Source organism: Algoriphagus formosus, assembly GCF_002807035.1.
GTDB classification, from domain to species: domain Bacteria; phylum Bacteroidota; class Bacteroidia; order Cytophagales; family Cyclobacteriaceae; genus Algoriphagus; species Algoriphagus formosus.
In genome coordinates, this window is record NZ_NIUC01000005.1 from 29975 (window position 1) to 52848 (window position 22874).

A 22874-nucleotide genomic window follows, 5' to 3' on the forward strand; every position below is an offset into this window, starting at 1 on the left:
TTTGAACTTTTAAATATGAAAACAGTCCTTATTGCCCATAATTACGAGCAAACGTCTTTTGCTGCGATGAGCTATTTCCTTGCTAATCATCTTTGCAATCAAGGGTACAGAGTGATTTTTATCTCAAAACGGCCATATCTCAATCAATCAGAAAAAAGAAAAATAGGTAAAGGAGAGTTGATATTATGCTCTTGGCCTAACAATTTCCGATCTACTAGCTGGTCAGATTTTGTTTTCTTTTACAAACTCTCAAAAAAGTATAAGCCTCAGGTTGTAATTGGTCACCACAACGGAACAATAACATCAGTCATCACTTCTAAACTATTATTTGGAAAAAATGTACTCACGGCTGATTATCATCACGTCTGCACAGAGTCATACCTTCTTGACAACCTAGGCCCAGACTGGAGAGTGAAGTTTTTCCTCTTTCGAAAGAAAATCCTTTACAATTTTTTCTGCGATATGGTGATATGTCCTTCTACTAAAGCTATTGAAGATGTTACCAACAAATTCAAACACAAAAATCCAGTCCTAATCTACAATCCACTTCCAGACAGGTTGACCACTAACCAATCGCCTGCTATTGAAGGAAATATAACAATTGGATACCTAGGAAGACTTATTCCTTGTAAAAACATTATTTGGTTGATTGAACAATTCCTCGTCTATGAATCATATAATCCTCAAACAAAAATCAAGTTGAAAATCGCTGGTGAAGGTTTTCTCAAAGAGGAGTTGCAAGAGAAAATAAAAAAATCCAACAGGATTATCTACCTCGGAGAAATTTCATACGAGGAAGTGGATGAATTTATCCAATCAGCACACTTTACAATCACGCCGTCTTTGGCCGATAATGCGCCAACAGTGGTTACCGAATCTTTGATGCTTTCGACTCCACCCATTTTATCCAATAGGGTTGGAACAGCCAATCTCTTTTCAAATATGGGAAATGCGTTTTTATTCAGTCCTTCTGATTCAGAAGGACTATTTCAGGTTTTCCGTAAACTAGAAACGATTTCAAATATTGAGTATAAAAGCTTATGTAGTGAAGCAAGGAAACTTTATTTAAAACATTTCACCATGGATAAATACTTTAAGCATGTTAATAGCATCATTCTAGACGAAAAATTTAAAAATGACAAATCCCATGTCTCTCCATAAGAAGCTGAATCAGTTTTAGAAAGAAAATTTTGAGACCAGATAAATTTTAAATTGAGAATCAAGGCCTTAGAATATTTCCTAAAAAAAATAATTTCTAATCTTTGGTTCGATCAAAATTCAGCTTACTTTTGCATTCCTTTTACACGAAAAGGATAGAGAAAATGGGAGCTTAGCTCAGTTGGTTCAGAGCATCTGCCTTACAAGCAGAGGGTCGGGGGTTCGAATCCCTCAGCTCCCACATTTTATTTACTTAATTTACCCATAAGGGAGCTTAGCTCAGTTGGTTCAGAGCATCTGCCTTACAAGCAGAGGGTCGGGGGTTCGAATCCCTCAGCTCCCACATTAGCCTCAGAGAAATCTGGGGCTTTGTTGTTTTATGCCACGCTACTTTCACATATTTTCCGCTCAGCAAACCGAAAAATACTATCCAAGAAAATAGCTCAGTTGGTTCAGTGCATCCCGATTACATCGGGAGGGTCGGGGGTTCTCCCGATATTGCATCGGGATCAGCTCCCACATCAGCCTCAGAGAAATCTGGGGCTTTGTTGTTTTATACCACACTACTATCAAATTTTGTCCGCTCATCAAACCGAAAAATACTATCCAAGAAAATAGCTCAGTTGGTTCAGGGCATCCCGATTAGATCGGGAGGGTCGGGGTTTCTCCCGATATTGCATCGGGATCAGCTCCGACATCAGCCTCAGAGAAATCTGGGGCTTTGTTGTTTTATGCTACGCTACTTTCACATTTTGTCCGCTCATCAAACCGATAAATACTATCTCGGACATACCTGTGATGACCTATCTGCCCGAATTCAAAAAGACCTTTCTACCTGTCCTATAAATAGGAAATTTCTCGACTACTTTTTAAAACCAGAAAACTATTATGAATTATTTTCTATCTACCATTTGCTTGTTTTTCATTTTTTCAGACACTTGCTCACAGAGCCTCGAATCCAAGCTTCTAGGAAAATGGAAACTCACCAGGGATGAAGGCTTTGCGTTTTTTATCAATGCTCCTGAATCCCAAAATCAACCCACAGACCAACAGGAGGCGTTTTTTGAGTTGATGGAGAGGTTTCATGATCAGTCTTTTAAAAACTTCTTTAGTCTAGACTCAATGACTTCGACTGTCTTGGATGGCAAAAATATTCTTCAGGAAAAATCCATTTGGAATGTAAGGGAAGCCGATTCTGTAATCACCTGGACGTCCCAGTTTCAACCTAAAGTACTTCAAGCAAAAATCATCAAATTGACGGAAAATGAATTAATCTTGACCTATCTACTCCAGGATTAAACTTTGGGCAGATTCAAAACTCACTATGAGAAAGTAATCGATGAATCTCCACTAAAAGAAAAAAGTCCCCGATAATCTTGTATCGAGGACTTTGAATCAGATTAATTGTATTATCAAATATCAAACTTAATTCCCTGAGCCAAAGGTAGCGCCGTAGAATAATTGATCGTGTTGGTTTGTCTACGCATGTAGGCTTTCCAGGCATCCGAACCTGATTCCCTACCTCCACCAGTTTCTTTCTCACCGCCGAATGCACCTCCAATTTCAGCTCCTGAAGTACCAATATTGACATTGGCAATTCCACAGTCAGAACCTGCGGCCGAAAGAAAAGCCTCTGCTTCGCGCATATTGGTAGTCATGATCGCCGAAGACAATCCTTGAGGAACACCATTTTGAATGGCAATTGCCTCTGCAATAGTTTTGTATTTAATCAAATAAAGAATGGGTGCAAAAGTCTCATGCTGTACGATTTCATAATGGTTTTCTGCTTCGAAGATCGCAGGTTTCACATAGCAACCTGACTCATATCCTTCACCCGACAACACTTCCCCTCCTACGATTTCCTTCCCTCCTTCAGCCTTGACCTTTTCGATGGCTGCTTCGTACATTTTGACGGCATCTTGGTCAATTAGCGGGCCTACGTGGTTTTTCTCGTCCAGTGGGTTACCGATCACCAACTTGCTGTAAGCTGAAGCCAATCGCTTCGCTACCTCATCAAATACGCTCTCATGAATGATCAAACGACGCGTACTGGTGCATCGCTGCCCCGCAGTGCCGACTGCCCCGAAAAGAGCACCTCGGATAGCCATATCCATATCTGCGTTTTCGGTGATGATAATTGCATTATTCCCCCCAAGTTCTAGCAGGGATCTACCAAGCCGCTCTCCTACTGCCTTACCGACCAGTTTTCCCATTCGGGTAGAACCTGTAGCCGAAACTAGCGGAACACGGGAATCATGAGAAAGCATTTCTCCTACTTTGTAGTCGCCTATAATCAGCGAGGAAATTCCCTCAGGCATTCCATGCTTTTTGAAAATTTTTGCCACGATATGCTGACAAGCTATCCCTGAAAGTGGCGCCTTTTCCGAAGGCTTCCATACAGTAACGTCACCGCAGACCCAGGCTAAAGCCGTATTCCATGACCAAACAGCAACTGGAAAATTGAAAGCTGAAATAATCCCTACAATCCCTAATGGATGCCATTGCTCATACATCCGGTGTCCCGGGCGCTCTGAATGCATGGTCAATCCATACAATTGTCTGGAAAGCCCCACTGCAAAGTCACATATATCGATCATCTCCTGAACCTCCCCGAGACCTTCTTGGTAGGATTTGCCCATTTCAAAGGAAACCAGTTTTCCTAGGTCAGCCTTAACTTCTCTCAGGGCATTTCCGATCTCCCGGACAATCTCACCTCGCTGGGGCGCTGGGACAAGTCTCCACTTTTCGAAAGCAATCTGTGCCGTAGAAATAATCTGCTCATAGGTCTCAGAATTAGCTTCTTGAACCTTTGCGATAGATTTCCCATCAACGGGTGAATCCGACGAAAAATAGGCTTGACCGGAATCCAGCCAGTTTTCACCAGTCGAAGATCCAAGATTTTCAGATTTGATACCTAGCCTTTCAAGAGCAGAAGAGATTCCAAAGCGATTATCCATTTCTATAAAATTTTGATTCAACCCAAAGCTAAATTAAATGGGGATGAGAAAAAATTAAGATTCATAGAAATCAACTTCATGAAGCGAGAAATTAACTCAGGCCAAATCTGCATGCTAAAGAGAGAATGCGTTTAATCCCTGGATATCAATCGCATAGGATTGATTTTCTGAAATTTCCTTTCGAAGTTTTTTCCAACAGCAAACTTGTAAATCAAATTGATCCGATAGTTTCCCGTGTTAATGGATTGGTCAAAAAGGCTTGCTTCTGCAAATGGAAGATTTTTCCAAACGTAATTTGCATTGATTGAAAACCTCCTGGAGTTATACCCAAAAAAACCTCTCAAGAAATAAGTCGGAAAGACTTTCCAAGTCTGAGTAGAAGTCCCATTTTGCCATCTTGAATGACCAAGACTGACATTTGCAGAAGCTACACCAGAAAGAAAAAATCCATTTCCGAAAACCAAGGTGCCTGCTAGACCAGCATTTGGACCGAATTGAAAGTAGTTCACTTGCTGAAAATTGGCAAAGGCCAATTCTTCAGAATCAGGAACTAATAAAGAATCTCCAAAAACCTTTCCCCCATAAATCTCAAAACCGTAAAAGGGTGAAAAAGCGGATCGTTTTTGAATTTGGGACTGATTAAAGGCCGCTTGGATTGAAAGCTTATCCCCATTTGGGAGATAGTTAAAATTCAATCCGATCTTTCTCATTTTCACATCTTGTCTCAAATAATCTTCATCTGAGCCTGCCAGTTGGTCTGCACTAAGCACAAATCCATTGTAGAACTGCCCAAATAAATCCACAATCATTTTTCGAGGGTAGATGTGAGCCTGAAGGTCCAAGTAGGCTGGAAAATCTCTTTGACGGTCTGGATTGAGAAAGCCAACCGGTCCAGCTATGTTCAACGTAAACTTCTGATAGGTAAATCCTATCCCAAGATTATTACCAGAGTTTGGCCGATAGATCAATTTATCAGAGCTATTCGGGGCATTAATTAAGAAATCAGAATATTTTTTAGAAAAATAAAACCTCAGTAAAAAAGTCTCAGGACTGACTTCCACATAGCCGGAATCATATTGGGACGTTTGAGCATTTAAAGCCAAATTACCAAGGCAAAAGGCAACGATTAGCGTACAAAACTTGAAGAGTCCGGTGAAGCTTTTTTGCATTAGAAATCAAATAAACGAAAAAATCCGGATGGCTATTCCGGATTTTTTCAAAACATTTAGAGTTCGAAAATGAGGTTTTCTCCTCGTTATTTGAAAGAATAGTTAACAAAGTTGCTTAATCACCGAAATAAATTTACTGAGTTAATTTAATAATGCAAATAAATATTTGGATTATTTTGAAAAAGGAGAGTGATTATTACAATTTTATCAGAAATACAAATCCCCATCTATCCATCAGATATTTATATGCAGGACCCACAGAAACCCATTGTATCCGTCATTATTCCGTGTTACAACCAGGCCGGTTATTTAGCCGAAACCATTCAATCAGCCTTCGAGTCTGATTACAGGCCGCTGGAAGTAATTGTAGTTAATGATGGGTCTACGGACTCAAGTCTACAAGTCGCTCTTTCCCTTCTAGAAAAATATGAAGGGTTAGAGGTCATTGATCAGGAAAATTCTGGGGTGGCAAGTGCCAGAAATGCGGGAATCAGGCAGGCAAAGGGCGATTTTATCTTGCCTCTTGATGGGGATGACAAGATCCATCCGCAGTACATTTCAAAAGCCGTATCAGTTCTTAACTCAAGACCAGCGATAAAAGTCGTTTACTGTAAAGGCAAGAAATTTGACGAAAACGGATTTAAAGACTGGAACCTAAAACCCTTTTCCAGAAGAGCTTTGGCACGGGATAATATGATTTTTGTATCAGCACTTTTTCGAAAAAAGGACTGGGAAGAGGTGGGAGGATTTTCGGAAGATATGACCATGGGAAGGGAAGATTGGGATTTTTGGATCAAAATGCTAAAAAATGGAGGCGAAGTAGTTCAGCTTCCCATGGTGGGTTTCTTCTACCGACTGACTCCTAACAGCAAAAGAAAGCGAACAGGCACAGATCAAAAAAAACGAGAGCGAATCGCCTATCTGAATGAAAAACATGCTGATTTTTTTGAACGGGAATTACTTGGCCCTCTCCGTTTTCAGCGCACTTGGTCAAGACCCTACAACAGACTTATGAAATTGCTTGGAAGACTTTAAGTTTTTCAAAGAATAAGAATTGATTTATTTTGCTGCTCACAATTTCCACCATGTCGATCAAATCCAGCTTTAAAAACTTTTATAAAGACCTTAGAATCTCTCTAAGCGCCAATGAAAACCCGATTTTCATGGCTTATTATCGGAAGTTTTACAAACCCAAAAAAGGGAGTCTTTCCGAATTCCTTTCTGAATTTTCACTTTCAAAAAAAGGAGATTTTACCGTCATACAAGTAGGTGCAAATGACGGTATCACCAATGACCCCATCCATAAGTTTATCAAGCGGGATAGGTGGAAAGGGGTTCTTTTGGAGCCTCAGCCAGCCGTTTTTAATCAGTATTTGAAAAAAATCTATCAGAAAAATGAAGGCCTCCACCCTATCTGCGCTGCAATAGGAAGAGAGGACGGCAAACAGAAACTTTACAAAATCGGATTTAGCGATATGCGCTGGGCTACGGGCTTGGCATCTTTTTCAAAAGAGAAAATCGAAGAGCTTTTTGAAAACGGAATTGTGGATAAAAACTGCAAGAAATTTGGGATCCCAATTCCGCAGGAACCTGAGAAGCGGATCAGCTTTGAATGGGTCGATGTGGTCTGTCCCGATTCACTTATCAAACGATACCAAATCAATCAGATAGATCTCTTACAAATCGATGCGGAAGGCTTTGATTTGGAAGTAATCAGGATCTTTGATATTCCTAAAAACACCCCGAAAGCTATCATCTTTGAAAATGTAAATCACAGCCAAAAAGACCTTGATGAATGCTATGAAATGCTAAAAAATCAGGGCTATAGCCTGAAGGAATTTGGTCGAGATACCTTGGCAATGCGATACCCTGAGGACGCATTTAAGCCTTTCTTTGATTAATAATTAAATCTTATCCAGACCTTTCCAATACTTCAAGAAGTAGTATTTGAGGGGATTCTTATACTTTAATTGTTTCCAAGGTCTACTTCCATGGGGTCTGTGCCATACCGGGGCATCCATCAAAACATAGTTTTGGAAGCCACAGTCCAGTGACTTAGAAGAAATAAAGGTATCATACCAATCCTTTGCATCGTCCAATCCTGTAAAGTCATATGCGGACAAGAACTCTTTCGAGAAAAGCGTGCAACAAAAGCTAAGACTTCGTTGAGTATTGATCTCGGATTCCTTCCTTCCCTTAAACTTAAGGTAAGGAAAATTGACCTCTCCGGATTCATCGACAGTGACTGAACCTGTCAGCCCGGAGGAGGAATGAGATTTCTGATGAGCCAAAAGCTTACTAATCGTATCCTTCTCGACAACCACATCTGATTCGATTACCAAAAGCGGAAGCCCAAGCTCCAAGGCTTTCTTTTGTGCTATCTGAAGGACAAGTTTGTAATTAGGGGATGGCGTATCTGTGATATCTTCTAAATGAATTAACTCATAGCCGATCGAATCCTTATTTCGCTCCAACTCCAGTTTTGTCTCTTCCGAACTGAAGTCATTAAAAATAATGTGAAGAACCTCCAGATCCGAGTTTGCAATGGCCCTGGCGGTATCCAAAGTGGTTTCTATGGAGTTTTTTACTGGAGTAATGACAAGAACCTGCGGCATGAGTAAGATTTTGAACAAAAATATACTTTTATGAAGCTGTAAAAAAATAACCCCGATTCTCACCGGGGTTAAATCTCTTAGGCCAGTTCAGCTAGCGTCTTTTTAATCCGCTTAAGCGCTTCTTTCAATTCATCCTCCGAAGCAGCATAGCTCAATCTCACACAATTGGGAGCTCCAAAAGCCCCACCAGTCACAAGTGATACATTTGCCACTTCGAGTAGGTAAAGACACAAATCATCCGCATCCTTTACAGTATGTCCGTGCGCTGATTTTCCAAAAAATGCAGTTACGTCAGGGAAGAAATAAAAGGCTCCTTCAGGGATATGAGTTTTGATGCCCGGGATTTCCTGAAGTAGATCTAAAACAAGTTGTCTTCTGTTGAAATAGGCCTCAGCCATTTCTTTTGATGGAGTCTGATCTCCAGAGATTGCCGCTAAAGCTGCCCGCTGAGCGATACCTGTTCCACCGGAAGTAAATTGTCCCTGAATTTTCTCACAGGCTTTTGCTATTGCCAATGGTGCACAGATATACCCAACTCTCCAGCCTGTCATTGCATATCCCTTTGAAAATCCGTTGACCGTGATAGTTCGATCAAACATTCCTGGAAGTGAGGCGATACTGAAGTTTTTGCCTGTGAAGTTGATCAGTTCGTAGATTTCGTCAGCAATCACCATGATACCTTCATGACTTTTGATCACATCTGCTATCGCTTCAAGCTCAGTTTGGCTGAAGACTGATCCTGTAGGATTACAAGGTGAGGAATAAATCACCGCCTTGGTTTTGTCTGTAATCGCTTCTTCTAGCTGCTGAGCGGTAGCCTTGAAGTTATTTTCCAAAGTTCCCTCTATCAAGACCGGTACGCCACCTGCCAACTTGATGATCTCTGCATAGCTTACCCAATACGGAGAAAAGATCACTACCTCATCACCTTCATTCAAAAGACACATGAACGTATTGGCGATGGAATGCTTCGCACCGGTAGAGACAACGATATTTTCGGCTTTAGCCTCAGAGATATTATTCTCTTCTCTTAGTTTTTTAGCAATTGCTTCTCTCAGATCCTGATAGCCTGCTACAGGGGGATAAGAAAAGTATTTTCCCTCGTCAATGGCATCTTTTGCAGCTTCTTGCACATGTTTAGGAGTCTTAAAGTCCGGCTCGCCTAGGCTAAGCCCGATGATATCAATACCTTTGGACTTCAACTCGCGAGCCTTTTTTGCCATGGCTAGCGTAGCGGATTCCTCCATGTTCAAGATGCGATCTGATAGAATAGAATTCATTTTTTGATAGGTTTTTTTACAAATTCCTCAAAAATAGGCAGAAGATTATTAATTCTAAACAAACCGATAGATTTGATCTTGAAATGTTATTTTTGAAGAGAATACAGCAGGCAAATCACCGTTAATTGAGTATGAAGCATTTCATTCTGTTTAGTCTTTTGACCATGGGTACTCTATCCATGTGCTTTGGGCAAAAAACTGAAGAAAAGAAAACTGATCCAGACAGCTCGGGAGTAGTGGACTCCTACTTGCTTCCTACAACTATGCCTTTACTTTTGTTTGATGATTCGGAAGAAAAGGAAGAGAAAAAGGCCAAAAAGAAAAAAATCCGGAAAAACATCTATTTCGGAATCAAAACTCGACGAGGCTTTCTCAGAAGGGATTTGAGAGGGCAAGACATTGTCGAACTATTCAATTACACCGATGCCGAGCGTCAACCTGATCCGTACATTCGGGATGTATTTTGGTACGATCCAGGTGAAAAGAGTATTCAAAACGAAAATTATCAACCGGGCCAAGGCTATCTTCTTCACGGTCCGTATGAGCGAAGAATCAATGATGTGGTAGTAGAAAGCGGAATGTATTACTATGGCATGAAGCACAAAACCTGGATGCTATTTGATCAGCGTAATGTTCTTCAGGATAAGAATCATTTCGAAGAAGGGTGGCCGCGTGAGTCACGGATCACCTATTATAATCAAAGCAGCAAATCCATCGAAAAAATTATTCCTGTTCAATACGGATTAGAAGAGGGGTACTTTTTCCACTTTTATGAAGATCAGCAAATAGCCGTCACTGGCGAGTACCAATTTGGGCAGAAAGTTGGTCTATGGACAGAATATTGGGACACAAACAACGCGAGAGCTATTCGGAAGCGGGAGATTCAATACCAAGAAGAACCCTACATGGACGACTTTAGACCTTACATCCGTGCCGAGTGGGATAAGGATGGAAATCTGATCTATCGAAGCGAAAGAGCCAATTAATTCTCTCGGAATTTGAATTGCTGCCCTCCTACTGAAGCCTCATACATCAACCCTCCCTTCGTTCGAGTAAAAACCGCAACGCCATCCACATATTCGGCATTGGCAGAAGCACCTGATGCAGCAGCTACAGCAGAGACCTGTGCAGCCATTTCTATCTTTCCAGTCTTGAATCTATCCCAAGACTCTTCATCCTCAAAAAACACCACCTCGCTGTAAGCCTGTCCTCCCGCCTGAAAGCCGATCGTGATTTGAGTCATCTTTGCAAATCCAACAAACTCGCCTTGCTCATAGGCCACTCCATTTCCGGCAGCTCCTCCTACTCCAAGTCCACCTTTCCCTACATTTGGTAATATGATATAGCCATAAGCATTTTCAAAAAGCTCACTCATAGAGGGATCATCCTCCAAAAACTCCGCCTTTGCCTCCTGGGAGTCCTCTAAAATTTGTTGGTCCTTTTTACTGCTTTGAGCATTTGCAAAGGTTGAAATCATCAAAAAGCTTAGGCAAAGCAAAAAGAGTTTCGTGGGGCAGGTATTAGTAAAATGCATCTTCAAACTGTTTGAAATTAATGTTTCCTGATTTGTCTTTGTAAACGCCGACAATATCAAATCTGATATCTTTATGCCAATCAATCTCATGAATATAGGCATCCGCTGCTTTTACGATCAGCTTTTTCTTGCCGTAGTCCACAAATTCCTCTGCAAAACCATAGCCGGTACCAGATCGGTATTTGACCTCAATGAAAATTAATAATCCTTGATACTTCATGATCAAATCAATTTCAGCATGCTTGTAGCGATAGTTTGTTTCCAAAAGCTCATAGCCTTTCGATACTAGCCATTCACATGCTAACTCTTCAGCGCGTTTTCCGCTCTCATTGTGTTCGGCCATGCTAGATTTGATTAATTTTGAAAAATCCGAACGAATACACCTAAAGCAAGGTTTCTACTTCAACTTCGGAGAAAGAATTATGAATGAAGTTATCAATAAAAAAGTGAATTTCATAGACCTTGGACCCATGGACTACCAAGCCGCCTGGGACTATCAAGAGTCACTTTTTGATGAGATTGTCAAGCTGAAAATCGCGAATCGGAAAGCAGAACTTTCCGAGCAAAAGGCCAGTAAAAACCACCTGCTTTTCGTCGAACATCCTCACGTCTATACCTTGGGAAAAAGCGGAAAGCAAGAAAATCTACTTCTGGATGAAAAAGGTCTGGCAAAGCATCAGGCAAAATTCTACAAGATCAACCGGGGAGGCGATATCACCTATCATGGCCCGGGACAATTGGTAGGATACCCTATTTTAGATTTGGAAAACTTCTTTACGGATATTCACAAATACCTCCGTTTTTTGGAAGAAGCCATCATTAGAACACTTGCCGATTATGACGTTGAAGCCGGGCGAATCGAAGGACTCACAGGGGTATGGCTCGATCATATCAAACAGCAGAACCCACGGAAAATATGTGCCATGGGAGTCAAATCCAGTAGATGGGTTACCATGCATGGCTTTGCTTTCAATCTCAACGCAAACTTGGAATATTTTGGCCATATCGTCCCCTGCGGCATTGATGACAAAGCGGTCACATCCCTCCATCTTGAACTAGGCCATCAAGTGGATGAGGCTGAGGCTAAAGAAAAAGTAAAAAAACACCTCGCAGATCTATTCGAATGGGAATGGGTCTGAATGATTATTAAAGGATGAAGAAAGATATTGATTTTTCTCCGGTGACTGGAGTGAAACTCGCAATTGCAAAAACGGAAACGGAATCAGGGGAAGATTGGGCGGTTTACATCATCAACCTCAACCTGATCGAACTCAAAAATGTCATGATCACTTCGAAAGGGTATGGCGAATTGGAAGGAGAGCAACGAAAAACCTCCACCCTCCGTCATCTCATCGAGGAATTAGGGGCCCAAACTGTCGCTAAAATCGAACCCATTGACCCTGCTGTATTCGAGTTGACCAATGAATTTTGGGTGAGCTATTACATCCTAGATCAGATTTTTGACAAAAAGTTTATCTTTACTCCAGGCAGTTTTCACCCCTCACTGCAGCGGATGATACCCGAACTTGGACTGGAAGGGGTTTTACATAGTTAGAAATCCATGGCAGATTTTTTTGATCAACTAGGCGATATATTGTTTTTGGACATTGAGACAGCCTCTCTAACAGGGCGGTTTGACGAGCTAAATGAGCGGCTGAAAGAAGAATGGATAAAAAAAGAACAACATCTCCAAAAGGATCCTGAGGGCCTCATAGAACCCGGCTCGCTGTATTTTGACCGAGCAGGCATTCATGCTGAATTTGGCCAAGTCATTTGTGTAGGCGTCGGCTATTTTCAGTGGAAAAAGAAAGATAAAAAGCTGATTTTCAGATCGAAAGTATTTCAGGATGAAAACGAGCGGGAACTATTAGTCTCCTTTTCGGAGTTACTCCAAAAGAAAAAATGGGTTCTCTGTGCACACAACGGCAAAGAGTTCGATTTCCCCTACCTTTGTCGACGAATGCTCATTCAGGGAGTCCCTTTACCTGAACCCTTACAAATAGCCGGTAAAAAGCCTTGGGAAGTCCGCCATCTTGATACCATGGAACTTTGGAAATTTGGGGACTACAAATATTACACCCGTCTAGAATTATTAGCATCGGTATTTGGCATACCTACCTCCAAGGATGACCTCGACGGAAGTCAGGTAAATGGAACTTTTCACCTTGAAAAAGACACTGAGCGAATCAAGAAGTATTGTCTCAAAGATGTGGAAGTCACCGCTAGAGTGTACCTTGCAATGAACCCTACCCTGGATGAAATGGAAATAGAAGTAGTGCACCTTGAGGAGCTCAAAAAATCACATAAATAAACCGGGGAAATTTTTATCATTTAAATTAAACAAGACCCTTTATGGGAAGAAAATCTAATCGAAACCAAAACAACCAAAGAGGCAAATCACCCAGTGCTTCGCAGTTGGCTAGAAAAATCAAAACATTTTTAGACAATCACTATGGAGAGGAATACTCTGCCAAGCAGATTATCAAAAAACTGGAAATCAGAGACTCGCTCTCCAAAAATGCGGTAGAACCCATCCTCATCAAGCTAGTAGAGAATGGCACGCTATCCAAAAGTCCACGGAATTATTACGCGTCGAAAAAGGATCCAGATTTTATCATTGGAAAAGTGGATTATGTCAATCCCCGCTTCGCCTACATTGTGCCTGAAGACCCTGAAAAAACAGACGGAGATATACTAGTAAAAGAAGCAGACCTCAAGCAAGCCCTGGATGATGACCGCGTCCGAGTCATGGTCTATCCAAATAAAGGTCGAAGCGGAAGAAGTGAGGGCCGTGTATTGGAAATTCTGGAGCGGGCTCGCGATGAGTTTGTCGGAAGAGTGGAGATTTCCCCTCGGTTCGCTTTTGTCGTTCCTGATTTCAAAAAGATGCATAAGGACATCTTTGTACATCGAGGAGACCTAGAAGGTGCCCAGCACAATGAGAAGGTGGTCGTCAAATTGACCGAATGGAGAGAAGGAGATAAGAATCCAACAGGAAAAGTAACCCGAGTACTAGGAAAGGCTGGAGTCCATGAAGTAGAAATCCATTCCATTATGGCCGAATTTGGGTTGCCTTTTGAATACCCAAAAGAAGCGGATGCTGAGGCAAATGCTATTTCTGAAGAAATCAGCAAGAAAGAAATTCAAAAAAGGGAGGATTTCAGAGAGGTAACCACCTTTACCATCGACCCAGCAGATGCCAAGGATTTTGATGATGCCATTTCCTATCGAAGACTGGAAAATGGAAATCTCGAAGTAGGCGTGCATATCGCCGATGTGACGCATTATGTTCAGCCCAAAACGGCTTTGGAGCGGGAAGCCTACGAGCGTGCTACCTCCGTTTATCTGGTAGATCGAACAATTCCCATGCTCCCTGAGCGATTGAGTAATGGTCTTTGCTCTCTTCGCCCAAATGAAGATAAACTCACTTTTGCATGTGTTTTTGAGCTAGATGAAAATGCGAAAGTGCTCAAGCACTGGATCGGGAGAACAATAATCCACTCGGATCGTCGCTTCGCTTATGAAGAAGCTCAAGAAAATATTGACAAGCAAGGAGGTGACTTTTTTGAGGAGCTTACCCATCTGAATGAACTGGCGAAAAAAATCAGAAAACAGCGCTTCCAAAACGGTGCGGTTAACTTTGAGACTGTAGAGGTCAAATTTAAACTGGACGAGAAAGGTACGCCATTAGGCCTGATGGTCAAGGAGCGTAAGGACATTCACAAATTGATCGAAGAGTTCATGCTATTGGCAAATAAGTATGTAGCAGAATTCATCTTCAAAAAGAACAACGGCAAGGATACCTTTGTCTATCGTACGCACGATTCGCCGGACATGGATCGATTAGAAGTCTTTTCTGGATTTGCAAAGCGATTTGGACACAATCTCAACCTAGACAATGAACGACAGGTATCGAGTTCATTGAATAAGCTCATGGACGAGATTCAGGGAAAACCCGAGCAGAATGTGCTAGAGCAACTTGCTATTCGGTCCATGGCAAAGGCCAAGTACACGACCGAACCAAAAGGTCACTTTGGACTTGCTTTTGCCCATTACACTCATTTCACCTCACCCATTCGACGCTATCCTGACATGATGGTTCATCGACTTCTTCAGCATTACTTGGATGGTGGAAAATCACCCGATGCAGAAGACTGGGAGAAAAAATGTCTTCACTCCTCAGATCGGGAAAAAAGAGCCGCTGATGCTGAGCGAGCATCCATCAAGTATAAGCAAGTGGAATATATGTCGCTGGCAGAAGATAAAGACTATGAGGGAATTGTCTCAGGAGTCACCGAATGGGGCGTATTTGTAGAAATCACTGAGACCAAGTGCGAAGGAATGGTGCGGGTATCAGACATCTCGGATGATTACTACGAATTCGATGAACGAAACATGCGACTCATCGGAACCAAATCAAAAAAAATGATCACTTTGGGCGACAAAGTCTCGGTTCGTGTAGTTAATACCGATATCGACCGAAGAACCATCGACCTGGAATTTGCAGATAATGACGAAAAACCCCATCGCACCCGAACTCCTAGATAAATTAGAGAATTTCCTCAGTACCTATTCATTCGGAAAAAAACCCGATGAACTTTATGACCCCATCCGGTATATTTTATCACTTGGAGGAAAAAGAATCCGGCCCTTGCTCAGCCTTTTGTCCTATGGACTTTATCAAGACAATCCTGAAAAAATCCTCAGTCAGGCTGCTGCAATAGAAGTTTTTCACAATTTCACCCTGATGCATGATGACATCATGGACGAAGCGCCTCTCCGCCGAGGAAAGGCGACAGTTCATGAAAAATGGAATGCCAATGTAGCCATTCTATCAGGTGATGTCATGCTAGTAAGGGCCTATGACCTCTTGCTGCCGAGTCCGGCTGATATTCTGGGTAAACTTATTCAGGAATTCAATCAGACGGCCGCCGAAGTTTGTGAGGGACAACAGCTAGACATGAATTTCGAACTTCGAGATGAAGTTCATGAGGACGAATACATCGAGATGATACGGCTGAAAACAGCTGTTCTATTGGGTTTTGCTCTTAAACTCGGGGCAATGCTGGGCAGAGCTTCAGAGGAGGATCAAAAGTGCTTGTATGACTTTGGTGTGAATATCGGAGTAGGTTTTCAGCTTAAGGATGACTTATTGGACGTCTTTGCGGACCAAGCAAAATTCGGTAAGCAGGTAGGTGGGGATATCATTTCAAACAAGAAAACCTTCCTCTTGATTAAGGCACTTGAGCTGGCAAAAGGTGAAGATGAAAAAGTTTTGAAAGATTGGTTAGCTAAGAAGGAATTTGATCCGGAAGAGAAAGTGAAAGCCGTCAAGGAGCTTTATGAAAAATTGGGTGTACGAAAGCTAGCCGAAAATAGAATGAATGATTATTTCCAGAGCGGATTCGAGCTTTTGGAAACTTTTGCTCAATCGGAAAACCCATATTACCAAAGCTTGCTGGAAATCACACAAGCCCTAGTCCACCGAGAAAAATAAATCATGAACGTATCCATCACGGTTATCATTATTGCCCTTACGGCAATCAGTAGCTTTTTGGCTTTTTCAAACCTTTCACTGATCGAACGCTGGATGTTCACTCCCTACTTGATCAAGCTCAGAAAGCAATGGGATCGCTTCGTCCTATCAGGCTTTATTCATAAAGACTACATTCACCTACTCTTCAACATGTTTACCTTCTACTTCTTTGGAAGGGTTGTGGAGCAGTTTCTGGCTTTCAAGTATGGAAGTACTACGGGGGGAATCATCTTTATCCTATTCTACCTCTTGGGGATAATCATTGCGGATATTCCTACTTACCTGAAGCATCAGGACAATTCCTACTACAGAGCATTAGGTGCTTCAGGCGGGACCGCAGCTACTGTCTTTGCCAGTATCATCATTCTTCCACTGGCTGATATTTGCCTATTTGGAATTCTATGCTTGCCAGGGTTTATTCTGGGGGCCCTGTTTCTAATTTACTCCTACACCAAAGGCAAGCAGGATAGCGACGGAATCAATCACGACGCTCACCTGTATGGGGCCTTATTTGGAATAATTTTCATTTTGGTTTTATCCCCGAATAGTGCTCTGGACTTTGTAGAGCAAATCAAAAATTTCAGCATATTTTAAAAAAACCTCCCTGAAAAATCAGGGAGGTTCAAATTTACTTTTTAATATCCAGCTTGGTTCTCAGCTCCTCGATATTCAGGAGTTTGGAAATTTCCTCCTGTTCGAGTCGCTTGAATCGCGCTAGCTGTACATCTATCTGCTCTGTCAATTCTGCTCTGACCTCCTCTGCTTGATCTGTAGGCTTGTAATCTCCATTGCCAGCGATTGAGTTCAAGTGAGCCAATTTATTATTCAGTCGAATCGGGAAATTCAAAGGGTCTTGCCCGCTTCGATTTTTGGTTTGATATAAAGTTTCCTCTATCTCAGTCATCTCCGCTTGAATGGCCTCCAAATTGGCAGGCTTGGTTTCCATACTATCCAACTCAGCACGATACTGACGAATCAGCTTGATGGTCTGATGAGTCTCTGTCAGTTTTCTATTGACATTCATCAGAAACTCAAACTGCTCCTCCAAATCGGCTTGGGTAGAAGGATATCTCGGATCTGCCAATACCTTGAATGGCTGAACTTGGGATTGTCCATCTAGAGTCATTTTCACTTTATAATCCCCAGGAGTCACTTTAGGCCCTCTCAAGCTAGCAGCCCACATAATCAGCCCGTCAAAGCCTTCTGCATCCTCTACCCGAAGATTCCAGTTGAACTCATTACTTCCCGCTTTTACCTTAAGTGTGTCACCATTATAGCCTTTGGAAGAAAATGTTCTGAGAACATTATCATTGCTATCCATAAACTCAATTCGAAGTTCATCCTTTGGTTCTTCCTTCATGAAGTAGTAAACCAAAACTCCTCCATCCCGATTTGTTCCGGCATAATTTGAGCTTCTGCTTGAGCCATCAATTCGATACGAATCCTGTGGTTTGAAAAGGTGTAGAGCTTTGTTTTCAATTCCTGGCTCTGCTTGGTGAAGCACTGTCAAATCATCAATGATCCAAAAAGAACGTCCCTGAGTTGCTGCAATGAGGTTATTCTCTTTAATGGCTAGGTCTGTTATTGGAACGATCGGCAGGTTCATCTGAAGCGAATGCCAAGTAGCTCCATCATCTTTGGAATAATACATGCCAGTCTCTGTACCTGCGTAAAGCATTCCACGCTTCACTGGATCGGCTCTTACCACTCTGGTAAAGTGCTCCGGGTCAATCCCGGATGTGATTTTGGTCCAGGTTTTCCCATAATCCTTTGTTTTGTACAGATATGGCTCGTAGTTCCCCATTTTGTAGCCTGTAGCAGCAAAATAGGCCTCAGCTGGGTCAAATGGGCTCGCTTCGATGCTATTGATCTGTAGCCATTCCGGCATATCACTTGGTGTGACATTTTGCCAAGTCTCTCCATTATCTGTGGTCACATGCACCAAACCGTCATCCGATCCAGCCCAAATCACACCTTGCTTTAAAGGAGACTCAGCAGCAGTGAAGATAGTCGCATAGTATTCCACAGAGGTATTGTCCTTGGTGATCGGTCCTCCTGAAGGCCCTAGCTTGCTCTTATCGTTTCTTGTAAGGTCAGGGGAAAATACCTCCCAGCTTTGTCCCTCATCTCTAGACCTGTGAAACTGATTACTCGTGGTATACAATAAATCTGAATCATGCGGAGAGAAGAAAATAGGGAAATTCCACTGGAATCTGTATTTCATATCCTCAGCTCCATGACCCATAGGATTATCAGGCCACACGTTTACAGAGCGAGTAATTCCTTTGTCATGATCTACACGAGTCAAGTATCCACCATAAGACCCTCCATAAACGATGTCATTATTATCAGGGTCTGGTGCAATCCAACCGGATTCTCCACCTGCTGTTGGTTCCCAATCATCCTCGGTGATTCCTCCTCTTCCATCAATTCGATGTCTGATTCTCACCGTGGAGTTATCTTGCTGTGCTCCATAGATTCTATATGGGAAAGAGTTATCAGTGGTGACGCGGTAAAACTGAGAAGTTGGCTGATTCATGTAAGTTGACCAGCTTGCACCACCATCTTCAGAGATTTGGGCACCGCCGTCATCTGCGATAGCCATACGCTGATTATTGTTTGGATCAATCCAAAGGTCGTGATGATCACCATGTGGAGCATTGGCTCCTTTGAAGGTTTTACCACCATCAGTGGATTTGTGATAGCTTACATTCAATACATAGACCGTTTCCTCATCCTGAGGGTCCGCGTAGATTCTTGAATAGTACCATGCACGCTGACGTAGACTTCGGCCTTCATTGGTGCGAGTCCAAGACTCACCTGCATCCATGGATACATATACACCACCGTTTTCATTTTCTATGATGGTATACAAGCGATCTGAATTCAGAGGAGAAACTGCAATCCCCATGATTCCGAGAGTTCCTTCTGGAAAGCCTTCTTTTTGGGTTAGGTCTTCCCAGTTTTTACCTCCGTCTGTGGACTTAAACATTTTACTGCCTGGCCCTCCACTCTCAAGTGAATAGGGTGTACGCTTGATTTCCCAAGTAGTGGCATAGATGGTTTCAGGATCATTTGGATCCAAAACCAGATCCACTGCTCCAGCTACGTCACTGACATAAAGGACTTTTTCCCAATTGGCACCACCGTCGGTCGATTTAAAGACTCCTCTGGTTTCATCAGGCTTAAAGATATCTCCCATCACAGCAGCATAAACTACATCAGGGTTTTCGGGATGGATTCGCAGTCTTGCCACAAATCGTGACTTATCAAGTCCGGCTCTCTCCCAGCTTTTTCCGGCATCGGTACTTTTCCAAATACCATATCCAAAAGAAACATTCCCTCTTACGGTTTTTTCACCACCGCCTGCATAGACGACACTGGTGTCACTTTCTGCAACGGCTACTGCTCCAATGGATCCACCGAAGTAGCCATCAGAAACGGATTTCCAGGTTTTCCCGGAGTCTACTGTTTTCCAAACTCCTCCACCTGTACTTCCGAAATAATAAGTGTGGTCTGATCCACTTACCCCTGTAACGGCATCGGATCGCCCACCCCTGAATGGGCCGACTAAACGCCACTCTAGCGCTTTATACACCTGAGGATCAGGGACATTTTGGGCTTTTGCTTCAAAGAGAAATAATGATGCTATGAAGAGCATCACTAATCCCAATTGCTTTGTTTTGTTCATAGATATTAAGGTTGGCAATTTTTTATGGTTAAAACTTACTTAATTTTTTCTATTAGGGCGGAATCTAGTGGGAGATTTATTACCAAAATCGATCAATCGGCTCTTTCATACTGCTTTTCCAGATGAGGAACACCTTCTATCATCCATTTAGGAGCAGGCTTGTCCATGAGGTAATGATCAAAATAAGCCTTCATTCTTCTTTGAAAATCCTTTTGATTCGCTTCGTTGGCCAAGTGATGCCCTTCCTTGGGGTAGGAAAGGAAAATCACCTCTTTACCATTTCTTCGAGCCGCATTGAACAACTCCAAGCCCTGAGACCAGTCTACGGCTCCATCATCCGTTCCGTGAAGTATCATGAAAGGTGTCTTAATATTGGGCACATGATGCATGGGGTTCTCCCGCTGATAATCCTCCCGATGTGTCCAAGGAGTTACACCCCTACCCATTCTCACCTGACCAATTTCCATGATACCATGGTGGACTGTCCCGGAGCTTCCATAGATATTGTTATAAAAGCTCTCCAGATTGGTCGGAGGAGCTCCCGTGACAATGCATCTAAACATATCCGTCTGAGTAAGGATAAAAGAAGTCTGATATCCACCCCAACTGTGACCTTGAAGCCCAATTCGATCTGCATCGGCATATCCTAGCTTGATCAATTCCTTGGCAGCTGAAGTAATGACATCCAACGAACTGGTTCCCGGACGACCTTCATCAAAAACGATATCCGGCATGAATATCAAATAGCCATTACTCGCGTAAGTAGAAAAATGAGGTCGATCATCGTAAACAGGCATGGAATACTGATGATGGCGATTGGACATTTTTTCATAGAAGTACATGATAGTTGGATAGGCTTTGCCCTCCTCATACCCTGCAGGAAGCGTCAATGTCCCTTGTAATTTATTACCTCTGCTATCAGTAAAGTCAATAAGTTTTCGCTTTCCCCAAGCATATTCTGCCTGTTGAGGATTGGCATCGGTAATCCTTTCCTGACTTTTGAAAGCAGTATTGGCGACGTAATAATCAGGAAAATTCTCAAAGGTCTGTTTGGTAAAGAAGACCCGATCAGATTCCTCGGCCTTCATAGGGTTACCATAGCTCCAATCTTCATAAACCAGTGGTTTGGGAGATTTACCCACCTCTAATTCATAAAATCCTTCCTTTTTAGTCCACTCTCCATAAGCTGATAAAAGTAGAGCTTGATCGGTATCCACCCACTCTTGGTTTGGATCAAGCTGTACCAGGCGGAATCTGATTTCCTCAGCATCTCCAATTTTGGTGATATTTTCCGCAGAGGAGCCATCCAAGGCAAGCTGCCAAAGGTCAAATTTGTGATTGACAATTACATGCTTACCATCCTTAGTCCAGCCAGCCACTCCATAGGGAGGCTTTTCATGCGGATAAGGATGCTCCAAATCCATAAATACTAGGGGAGCTTTCGAAGAAACATCTGTGATCTGCTCAGTGTCAAAATCATAAACCATCAAGGCTGTATCTTTCTGATACAAATAATATCGACCGTCCGGCGAATAACTCAATGGACGCTTGACCTCTTTCGCAATGAGCTTTTTATCACCGGAAGTAATATCGACTCGATAAAAATCAGCTGGAGAAACGCCCCAGTTCACATCACTGATATACGGGGTTTCATCTCTTCCCAATCGGTATTTTGGATGCTTAGAATCCAAAACCGTCCTCATTTCCTCATCAGCCAGTTGCTTGAAATCGTCATTTTGGAAATGATAAACGGATTGATAGGTAAAGTTTTTATTCCTATTGGCTCTTACAATCTGTACTGACTGAATGTAGGGATCTTTCCAATGCCATACGTCCACATTAGCAATTGTATCCTTATTCATTTTGATTTTCTCCTCCTGCTCCTTAATTCCAAAAAAGATAGACTTACCATCTTCGGAAAAGGAAAGGGCTTCTTTATCACTGATGACAAAGTCTGCTGGAAAGCCAGATGATTTGGAGTCCAGCGTAGCCATCTTCGGTTCCATATCCAGATTATAAAAAACCAACAAATCATTGGGCTGCTGCCAAAGAGTATCCACTTTATTACCTCTTAAAACCGCAAGTTGGTTTCCTTTCTCTTCATACTCTTCCTTTTTGGCATTTTGGTCATCCCAAGTAAGGCTTTGATAGCTGGCCTTGGAAGCATCCAACAGATCAGTGGACTTTGAGCTCAATGACAACAGGTAAACACCGTTGCCAATTTGATCTTCCGCATCAACAAGGTAAGCCAAATGCGAACTCTTCTGATTAAAAGCGAATTCACTTACGTTTCCTATTGACATGGCCTGCTCCTTATCAAGATCATAGAGAATCAGGTCTGCACCTTTGGCACCCTCAGGCTTATTCTTCAAAACTGCCCAAAACTTGCCATCATTTGAAAATGCCATTGAAGCGGCATTGGCAATTGAGTACTCTGCGTCTCCGGAAAGCTTACGCACATGAGCTTTTTGTTCGATCGGTTTTTTGGCCTTTTTGAGCTTTTCAGCTTCTTCTTCAATAGGTCTGGTGAAATAGGCCACATAGTTCCCTTTTTTGGAAAATGCAGGCCTCGAACCGTTTGGAACGCGGATAATGGATCGATCCGCTACTGACATAATATGAAGCGTATCATCAGATCCATTTGGTCTAAGGGAATAGGCGAACCAGTCTCCTGTAGGAGATACTTCCGGCGAAATAATCCTAGACCACTTGGGATAGTCTTCTAATTGGAGTGTCTTCTGCTGAGCCTGAAGGTTCAGACAGGAGAAAACAAACAGACAGATTAGTGTAAATATTCTCATATGCAGTGGATTAAGCTATTTATAGACAATGGACAAGATTGACCACTGCAGTTAAAAAACAAACACAAATTACATCTGAGGTAAAAATAAAATCATCGGGCACAAAAAAAGGGCGATCTATCGATCGCCCTTT

General features: G+C 42.3%; 19 protein-coding genes and 2 tRNA genes. 13 read left to right on the forward strand and 8 right to left on the reverse strand.

Translation table 11 applies throughout. From position 1 onward, the window contains the following. Window positions 1-15 precede the first annotated feature (15 nt). The 4 genes from CDH51_RS19020 to CDH51_RS19035 all read left to right on the forward strand — a co-directional run bounded on the left by CDH51_RS19020 (window position 16) and on the right by CDH51_RS19035 (window position 2457). Window positions 16-1161 carry a glycosyltransferase family 4 protein gene (locus tag CDH51_RS19020; protein ID WP_100630171.1) on the forward strand — a complete coding sequence of 382 codons (1146 nt, stop codon included), beginning with the start codon at window positions 16-18 and terminating at the stop codon, window positions 1159-1161. Window positions 1162-1324: 163 nt separating this feature from the next. After that, window positions 1325-1399, forward strand: a tRNA-Val gene (locus CDH51_RS19025). A 27-nt stretch (window positions 1400-1426) separates the two neighbouring features. Next, window positions 1427-1501: transfer RNA gene (locus CDH51_RS19030), tRNA-Val, on the forward strand. A gap of 545 nt (window positions 1502-2046) precedes the next feature. Continuing rightward, entirely contained in the window at window positions 2047-2457 is a 411-nt protein-coding gene (locus CDH51_RS19035; RefSeq protein ID WP_100630172.1) for a hypothetical protein, read from the forward strand. 113 nt (window positions 2458-2570) lie between these two features. Here the strand turns inward: CDH51_RS19035 and amaB are convergent, their stop codons facing one another. Next, a complete protein-coding gene (amaB, locus tag CDH51_RS19040; RefSeq protein ID WP_100630173.1) occupies window positions 2571-4115 on the reverse strand; it encodes an L-piperidine-6-carboxylate dehydrogenase in 1545 nt (514 codons plus the stop codon). A gap of 131 nt (window positions 4116-4246) precedes the next feature. Then, window positions 4247-5284 (reverse strand): DUF4421 domain-containing protein, encoded by a 1038-nt coding sequence (locus tag CDH51_RS19045; RefSeq protein WP_100630174.1) that lies wholly within the window; start codon window positions 5282-5284, stop codon window positions 4247-4249. Window positions 5285-5530: 246 nt separating this feature from the next. Between CDH51_RS19045 and CDH51_RS19050 the strand changes: the two genes are divergently transcribed. Then, on the forward strand, window positions 5531-6319 hold the full coding sequence (locus tag CDH51_RS19050) for a glycosyltransferase family 2 protein (protein ID WP_100630175.1): 789 nt from the start codon (window positions 5531-5533) through the stop codon (window positions 6317-6319). 128 nt (window positions 6320-6447) lie between these two features. Next, on the forward strand, window positions 6448-7185 hold the full coding sequence (locus CDH51_RS19055) for an FkbM family methyltransferase (RefSeq protein ID WP_232724865.1): 738 nt from the start codon (window positions 6448-6450) through the stop codon (window positions 7183-7185). Window positions 7186-7188: 3 nt separating this feature from the next. Here the strand turns inward: CDH51_RS19055 and CDH51_RS19060 are convergent, their stop codons facing one another. Next, complete coding sequence (locus tag CDH51_RS19060) at window positions 7189-7899, reverse strand: glycosyltransferase family A protein (RefSeq protein WP_100630177.1); 711 nt, start codon at window positions 7897-7899, stop codon at window positions 7189-7191. 77 nt (window positions 7900-7976) lie between these two features. After that, the gene (locus tag CDH51_RS19065) at window positions 7977-9179 is read right to left on the reverse strand and encodes a pyridoxal phosphate-dependent aminotransferase (RefSeq protein ID WP_100630178.1); all 1203 of its coding nucleotides are present in this window, start codon (window positions 9177-9179) and stop codon (window positions 7977-7979) included. A gap of 131 nt (window positions 9180-9310) precedes the next feature. On the opposite strand from CDH51_RS19065, the gene CDH51_RS19070 reads away from it, so the two are divergent. After that, window positions 9311-10165 (forward strand): toxin-antitoxin system YwqK family antitoxin, encoded by an 855-nt coding sequence (locus CDH51_RS19070; protein ID WP_165967541.1) that lies wholly within the window; start codon window positions 9311-9313, stop codon window positions 10163-10165. On the opposite strand, the gene CDH51_RS19075 is transcribed toward CDH51_RS19070, so the two are convergent. Together CDH51_RS19075 and CDH51_RS19080 are read right to left on the reverse strand one after the other, a co-directional pair. Continuing rightward, complete coding sequence (locus tag CDH51_RS19075) at window positions 10162-10713, reverse strand: lipid-binding SYLF domain-containing protein (protein WP_100630180.1); 552 nt, start codon at window positions 10711-10713, stop codon at window positions 10162-10164. The genes CDH51_RS19070 and CDH51_RS19075 overlap by 4 nt on opposite strands. Beyond that, window positions 10700-11056, reverse strand: coding sequence for a YraN family protein (locus tag CDH51_RS19080; protein ID WP_100630181.1), 357 nt, complete (start codon window positions 11054-11056; stop codon window positions 10700-10702). The genes CDH51_RS19075 and CDH51_RS19080 overlap by 14 nt, the downstream gene beginning before the upstream one ends. Before the next feature lie 79 nt (window positions 11057-11135). Here CDH51_RS19080 and lipB point away from each other — a divergent pair, with 79 nt between their 5' ends. The 6 genes from lipB to CDH51_RS19110 are packed head-to-tail and all read left to right on the forward strand — an operon-like array spanning window position 11136 to window position 16843. Next, on the forward strand, window positions 11136-11852 hold the full coding sequence (lipB, locus tag CDH51_RS19085; protein ID WP_100630247.1) for a lipoyl(octanoyl) transferase LipB: 717 nt from the start codon (window positions 11136-11138) through the stop codon (window positions 11850-11852). Window positions 11853-11866: 14 nt separating this feature from the next. After that, on the forward strand, window positions 11867-12268 hold the full coding sequence (locus CDH51_RS19090) for a hypothetical protein (protein ID WP_100630182.1): 402 nt from the start codon (window positions 11867-11869) through the stop codon (window positions 12266-12268). Window positions 12269-12274: 6 nt separating this feature from the next. Continuing rightward, the gene (locus CDH51_RS19095) at window positions 12275-13024 is read left to right on the forward strand and encodes a 3'-5' exonuclease (protein ID WP_100630183.1); all 750 of its coding nucleotides are present in this window, start codon (window positions 12275-12277) and stop codon (window positions 13022-13024) included. Between the two features lie 41 nt (window positions 13025-13065). Then, a complete protein-coding gene (rnr, locus tag CDH51_RS19100) occupies window positions 13066-15261 on the forward strand; it encodes a ribonuclease R (RefSeq protein ID WP_100630184.1) in 2196 nt (731 codons plus the stop codon). After that, window positions 15224-16210, forward strand: a complete 987-nt coding sequence (locus CDH51_RS19105; RefSeq protein WP_100630185.1) for a polyprenyl synthetase family protein — start codon at window positions 15224-15226, stop codon at window positions 16208-16210. The genes rnr and CDH51_RS19105 overlap by 38 nt, the downstream gene beginning before the upstream one ends. A 3-nt stretch (window positions 16211-16213) precedes the next feature. Then, window positions 16214-16843, forward strand: a complete 630-nt coding sequence (locus CDH51_RS19110; RefSeq protein ID WP_100630186.1) for a rhomboid family intramembrane serine protease — start codon at window positions 16214-16216, stop codon at window positions 16841-16843. A 34-nt stretch (window positions 16844-16877) separates the two neighbouring features. Here the strand turns inward: CDH51_RS19110 and CDH51_RS19115 are convergent, their stop codons facing one another. Both CDH51_RS19115 and CDH51_RS19120 read right to left on the reverse strand, forming a co-directional pair. Then, window positions 16878-19940: a WD40/YVTN/BNR-like repeat-containing protein gene (locus tag CDH51_RS19115; RefSeq protein WP_100630187.1), complete on the reverse strand. Its 3063-nt coding sequence runs from the start codon at window positions 19938-19940 to the stop codon at window positions 16878-16880. Between the two features lie 92 nt (window positions 19941-20032). Beyond that, window positions 20033-22741 (reverse strand): S9 family peptidase, encoded by a 2709-nt coding sequence (locus CDH51_RS19120; RefSeq protein WP_100630188.1) that lies wholly within the window; start codon window positions 22739-22741, stop codon window positions 20033-20035. Window positions 22742-22874 lie beyond the last annotated feature (133 nt).

What these genes read in the sequence shown, in the direction of transcription:
- CDH51_RS19020 (WP_100630171.1), top strand. Translation starts at nt 16, where the DNA reads ATGAAAACAGTCCTTATTGCCCATAATTACGAGCAAACGTCTTTTGCT.
- CDH51_RS19035 (WP_100630172.1), top strand. Translation starts at nt 2,047, where the DNA reads ATGAATTATTTTCTATCTACCATTTGCTTGTTTTTCATTTTTTCAGAC.
- amaB (WP_100630173.1), bottom strand. Translation starts at nt 4,115, where the DNA reads ATGGATAATCGCTTTGGAATCTCTTCTGCTCTTGAAAGGCTAGGTATC.
- CDH51_RS19045 (WP_100630174.1), bottom strand. Translation starts at nt 5,284, where the DNA reads ATGCAAAAAAGCTTCACCGGACTCTTCAAGTTTTGTACGCTAATCGTT.
- CDH51_RS19050 (WP_100630175.1), top strand. Translation starts at nt 5,531, where the DNA reads ATGCAGGACCCACAGAAACCCATTGTATCCGTCATTATTCCGTGTTAC.
- CDH51_RS19055 (WP_232724865.1), top strand. Translation starts at nt 6,448, where the DNA reads ATGGCTTATTATCGGAAGTTTTACAAACCCAAAAAAGGGAGTCTTTCC.
- CDH51_RS19060 (WP_100630177.1), bottom strand. Translation starts at nt 7,899, where the DNA reads ATGCCGCAGGTTCTTGTCATTACTCCAGTAAAAAACTCCATAGAAACC.
- CDH51_RS19065 (WP_100630178.1), bottom strand. Translation starts at nt 9,179, where the DNA reads ATGAATTCTATTCTATCAGATCGCATCTTGAACATGGAGGAATCCGCT.
- CDH51_RS19070 (WP_165967541.1), top strand. Translation starts at nt 9,311, where the DNA reads ATGAAGCATTTCATTCTGTTTAGTCTTTTGACCATGGGTACTCTATCC.
- CDH51_RS19075 (WP_100630180.1), bottom strand. Translation starts at nt 10,713, where the DNA reads ATGCATTTTACTAATACCTGCCCCACGAAACTCTTTTTGCTTTGCCTA.
- CDH51_RS19080 (WP_100630181.1), bottom strand. Translation starts at nt 11,056, where the DNA reads ATGGCCGAACACAATGAGAGCGGAAAACGCGCTGAAGAGTTAGCATGT.
- lipB (WP_100630247.1), top strand. Translation starts at nt 11,136, where the DNA reads ATGAATGAAGTTATCAATAAAAAAGTGAATTTCATAGACCTTGGACCC.
- CDH51_RS19090 (WP_100630182.1), top strand. Translation starts at nt 11,867, where the DNA reads ATGAAGAAAGATATTGATTTTTCTCCGGTGACTGGAGTGAAACTCGCA.
- CDH51_RS19095 (WP_100630183.1), top strand. Translation starts at nt 12,275, where the DNA reads ATGGCAGATTTTTTTGATCAACTAGGCGATATATTGTTTTTGGACATT.
- rnr (WP_100630184.1), top strand. Translation starts at nt 13,066, where the DNA reads ATGGGAAGAAAATCTAATCGAAACCAAAACAACCAAAGAGGCAAATCA.
- CDH51_RS19105 (WP_100630185.1), top strand. Translation starts at nt 15,224, where the DNA reads ATGACGAAAAACCCCATCGCACCCGAACTCCTAGATAAATTAGAGAAT.
- CDH51_RS19110 (WP_100630186.1), top strand. Translation starts at nt 16,214, where the DNA reads ATGAACGTATCCATCACGGTTATCATTATTGCCCTTACGGCAATCAGT.
- CDH51_RS19115 (WP_100630187.1), bottom strand. Translation starts at nt 19,940, where the DNA reads ATGAACAAAACAAAGCAATTGGGATTAGTGATGCTCTTCATAGCATCA.
- CDH51_RS19120 (WP_100630188.1), bottom strand. Translation starts at nt 22,741, where the DNA reads ATGAGAATATTTACACTAATCTGTCTGTTTGTTTTCTCCTGTCTGAAC.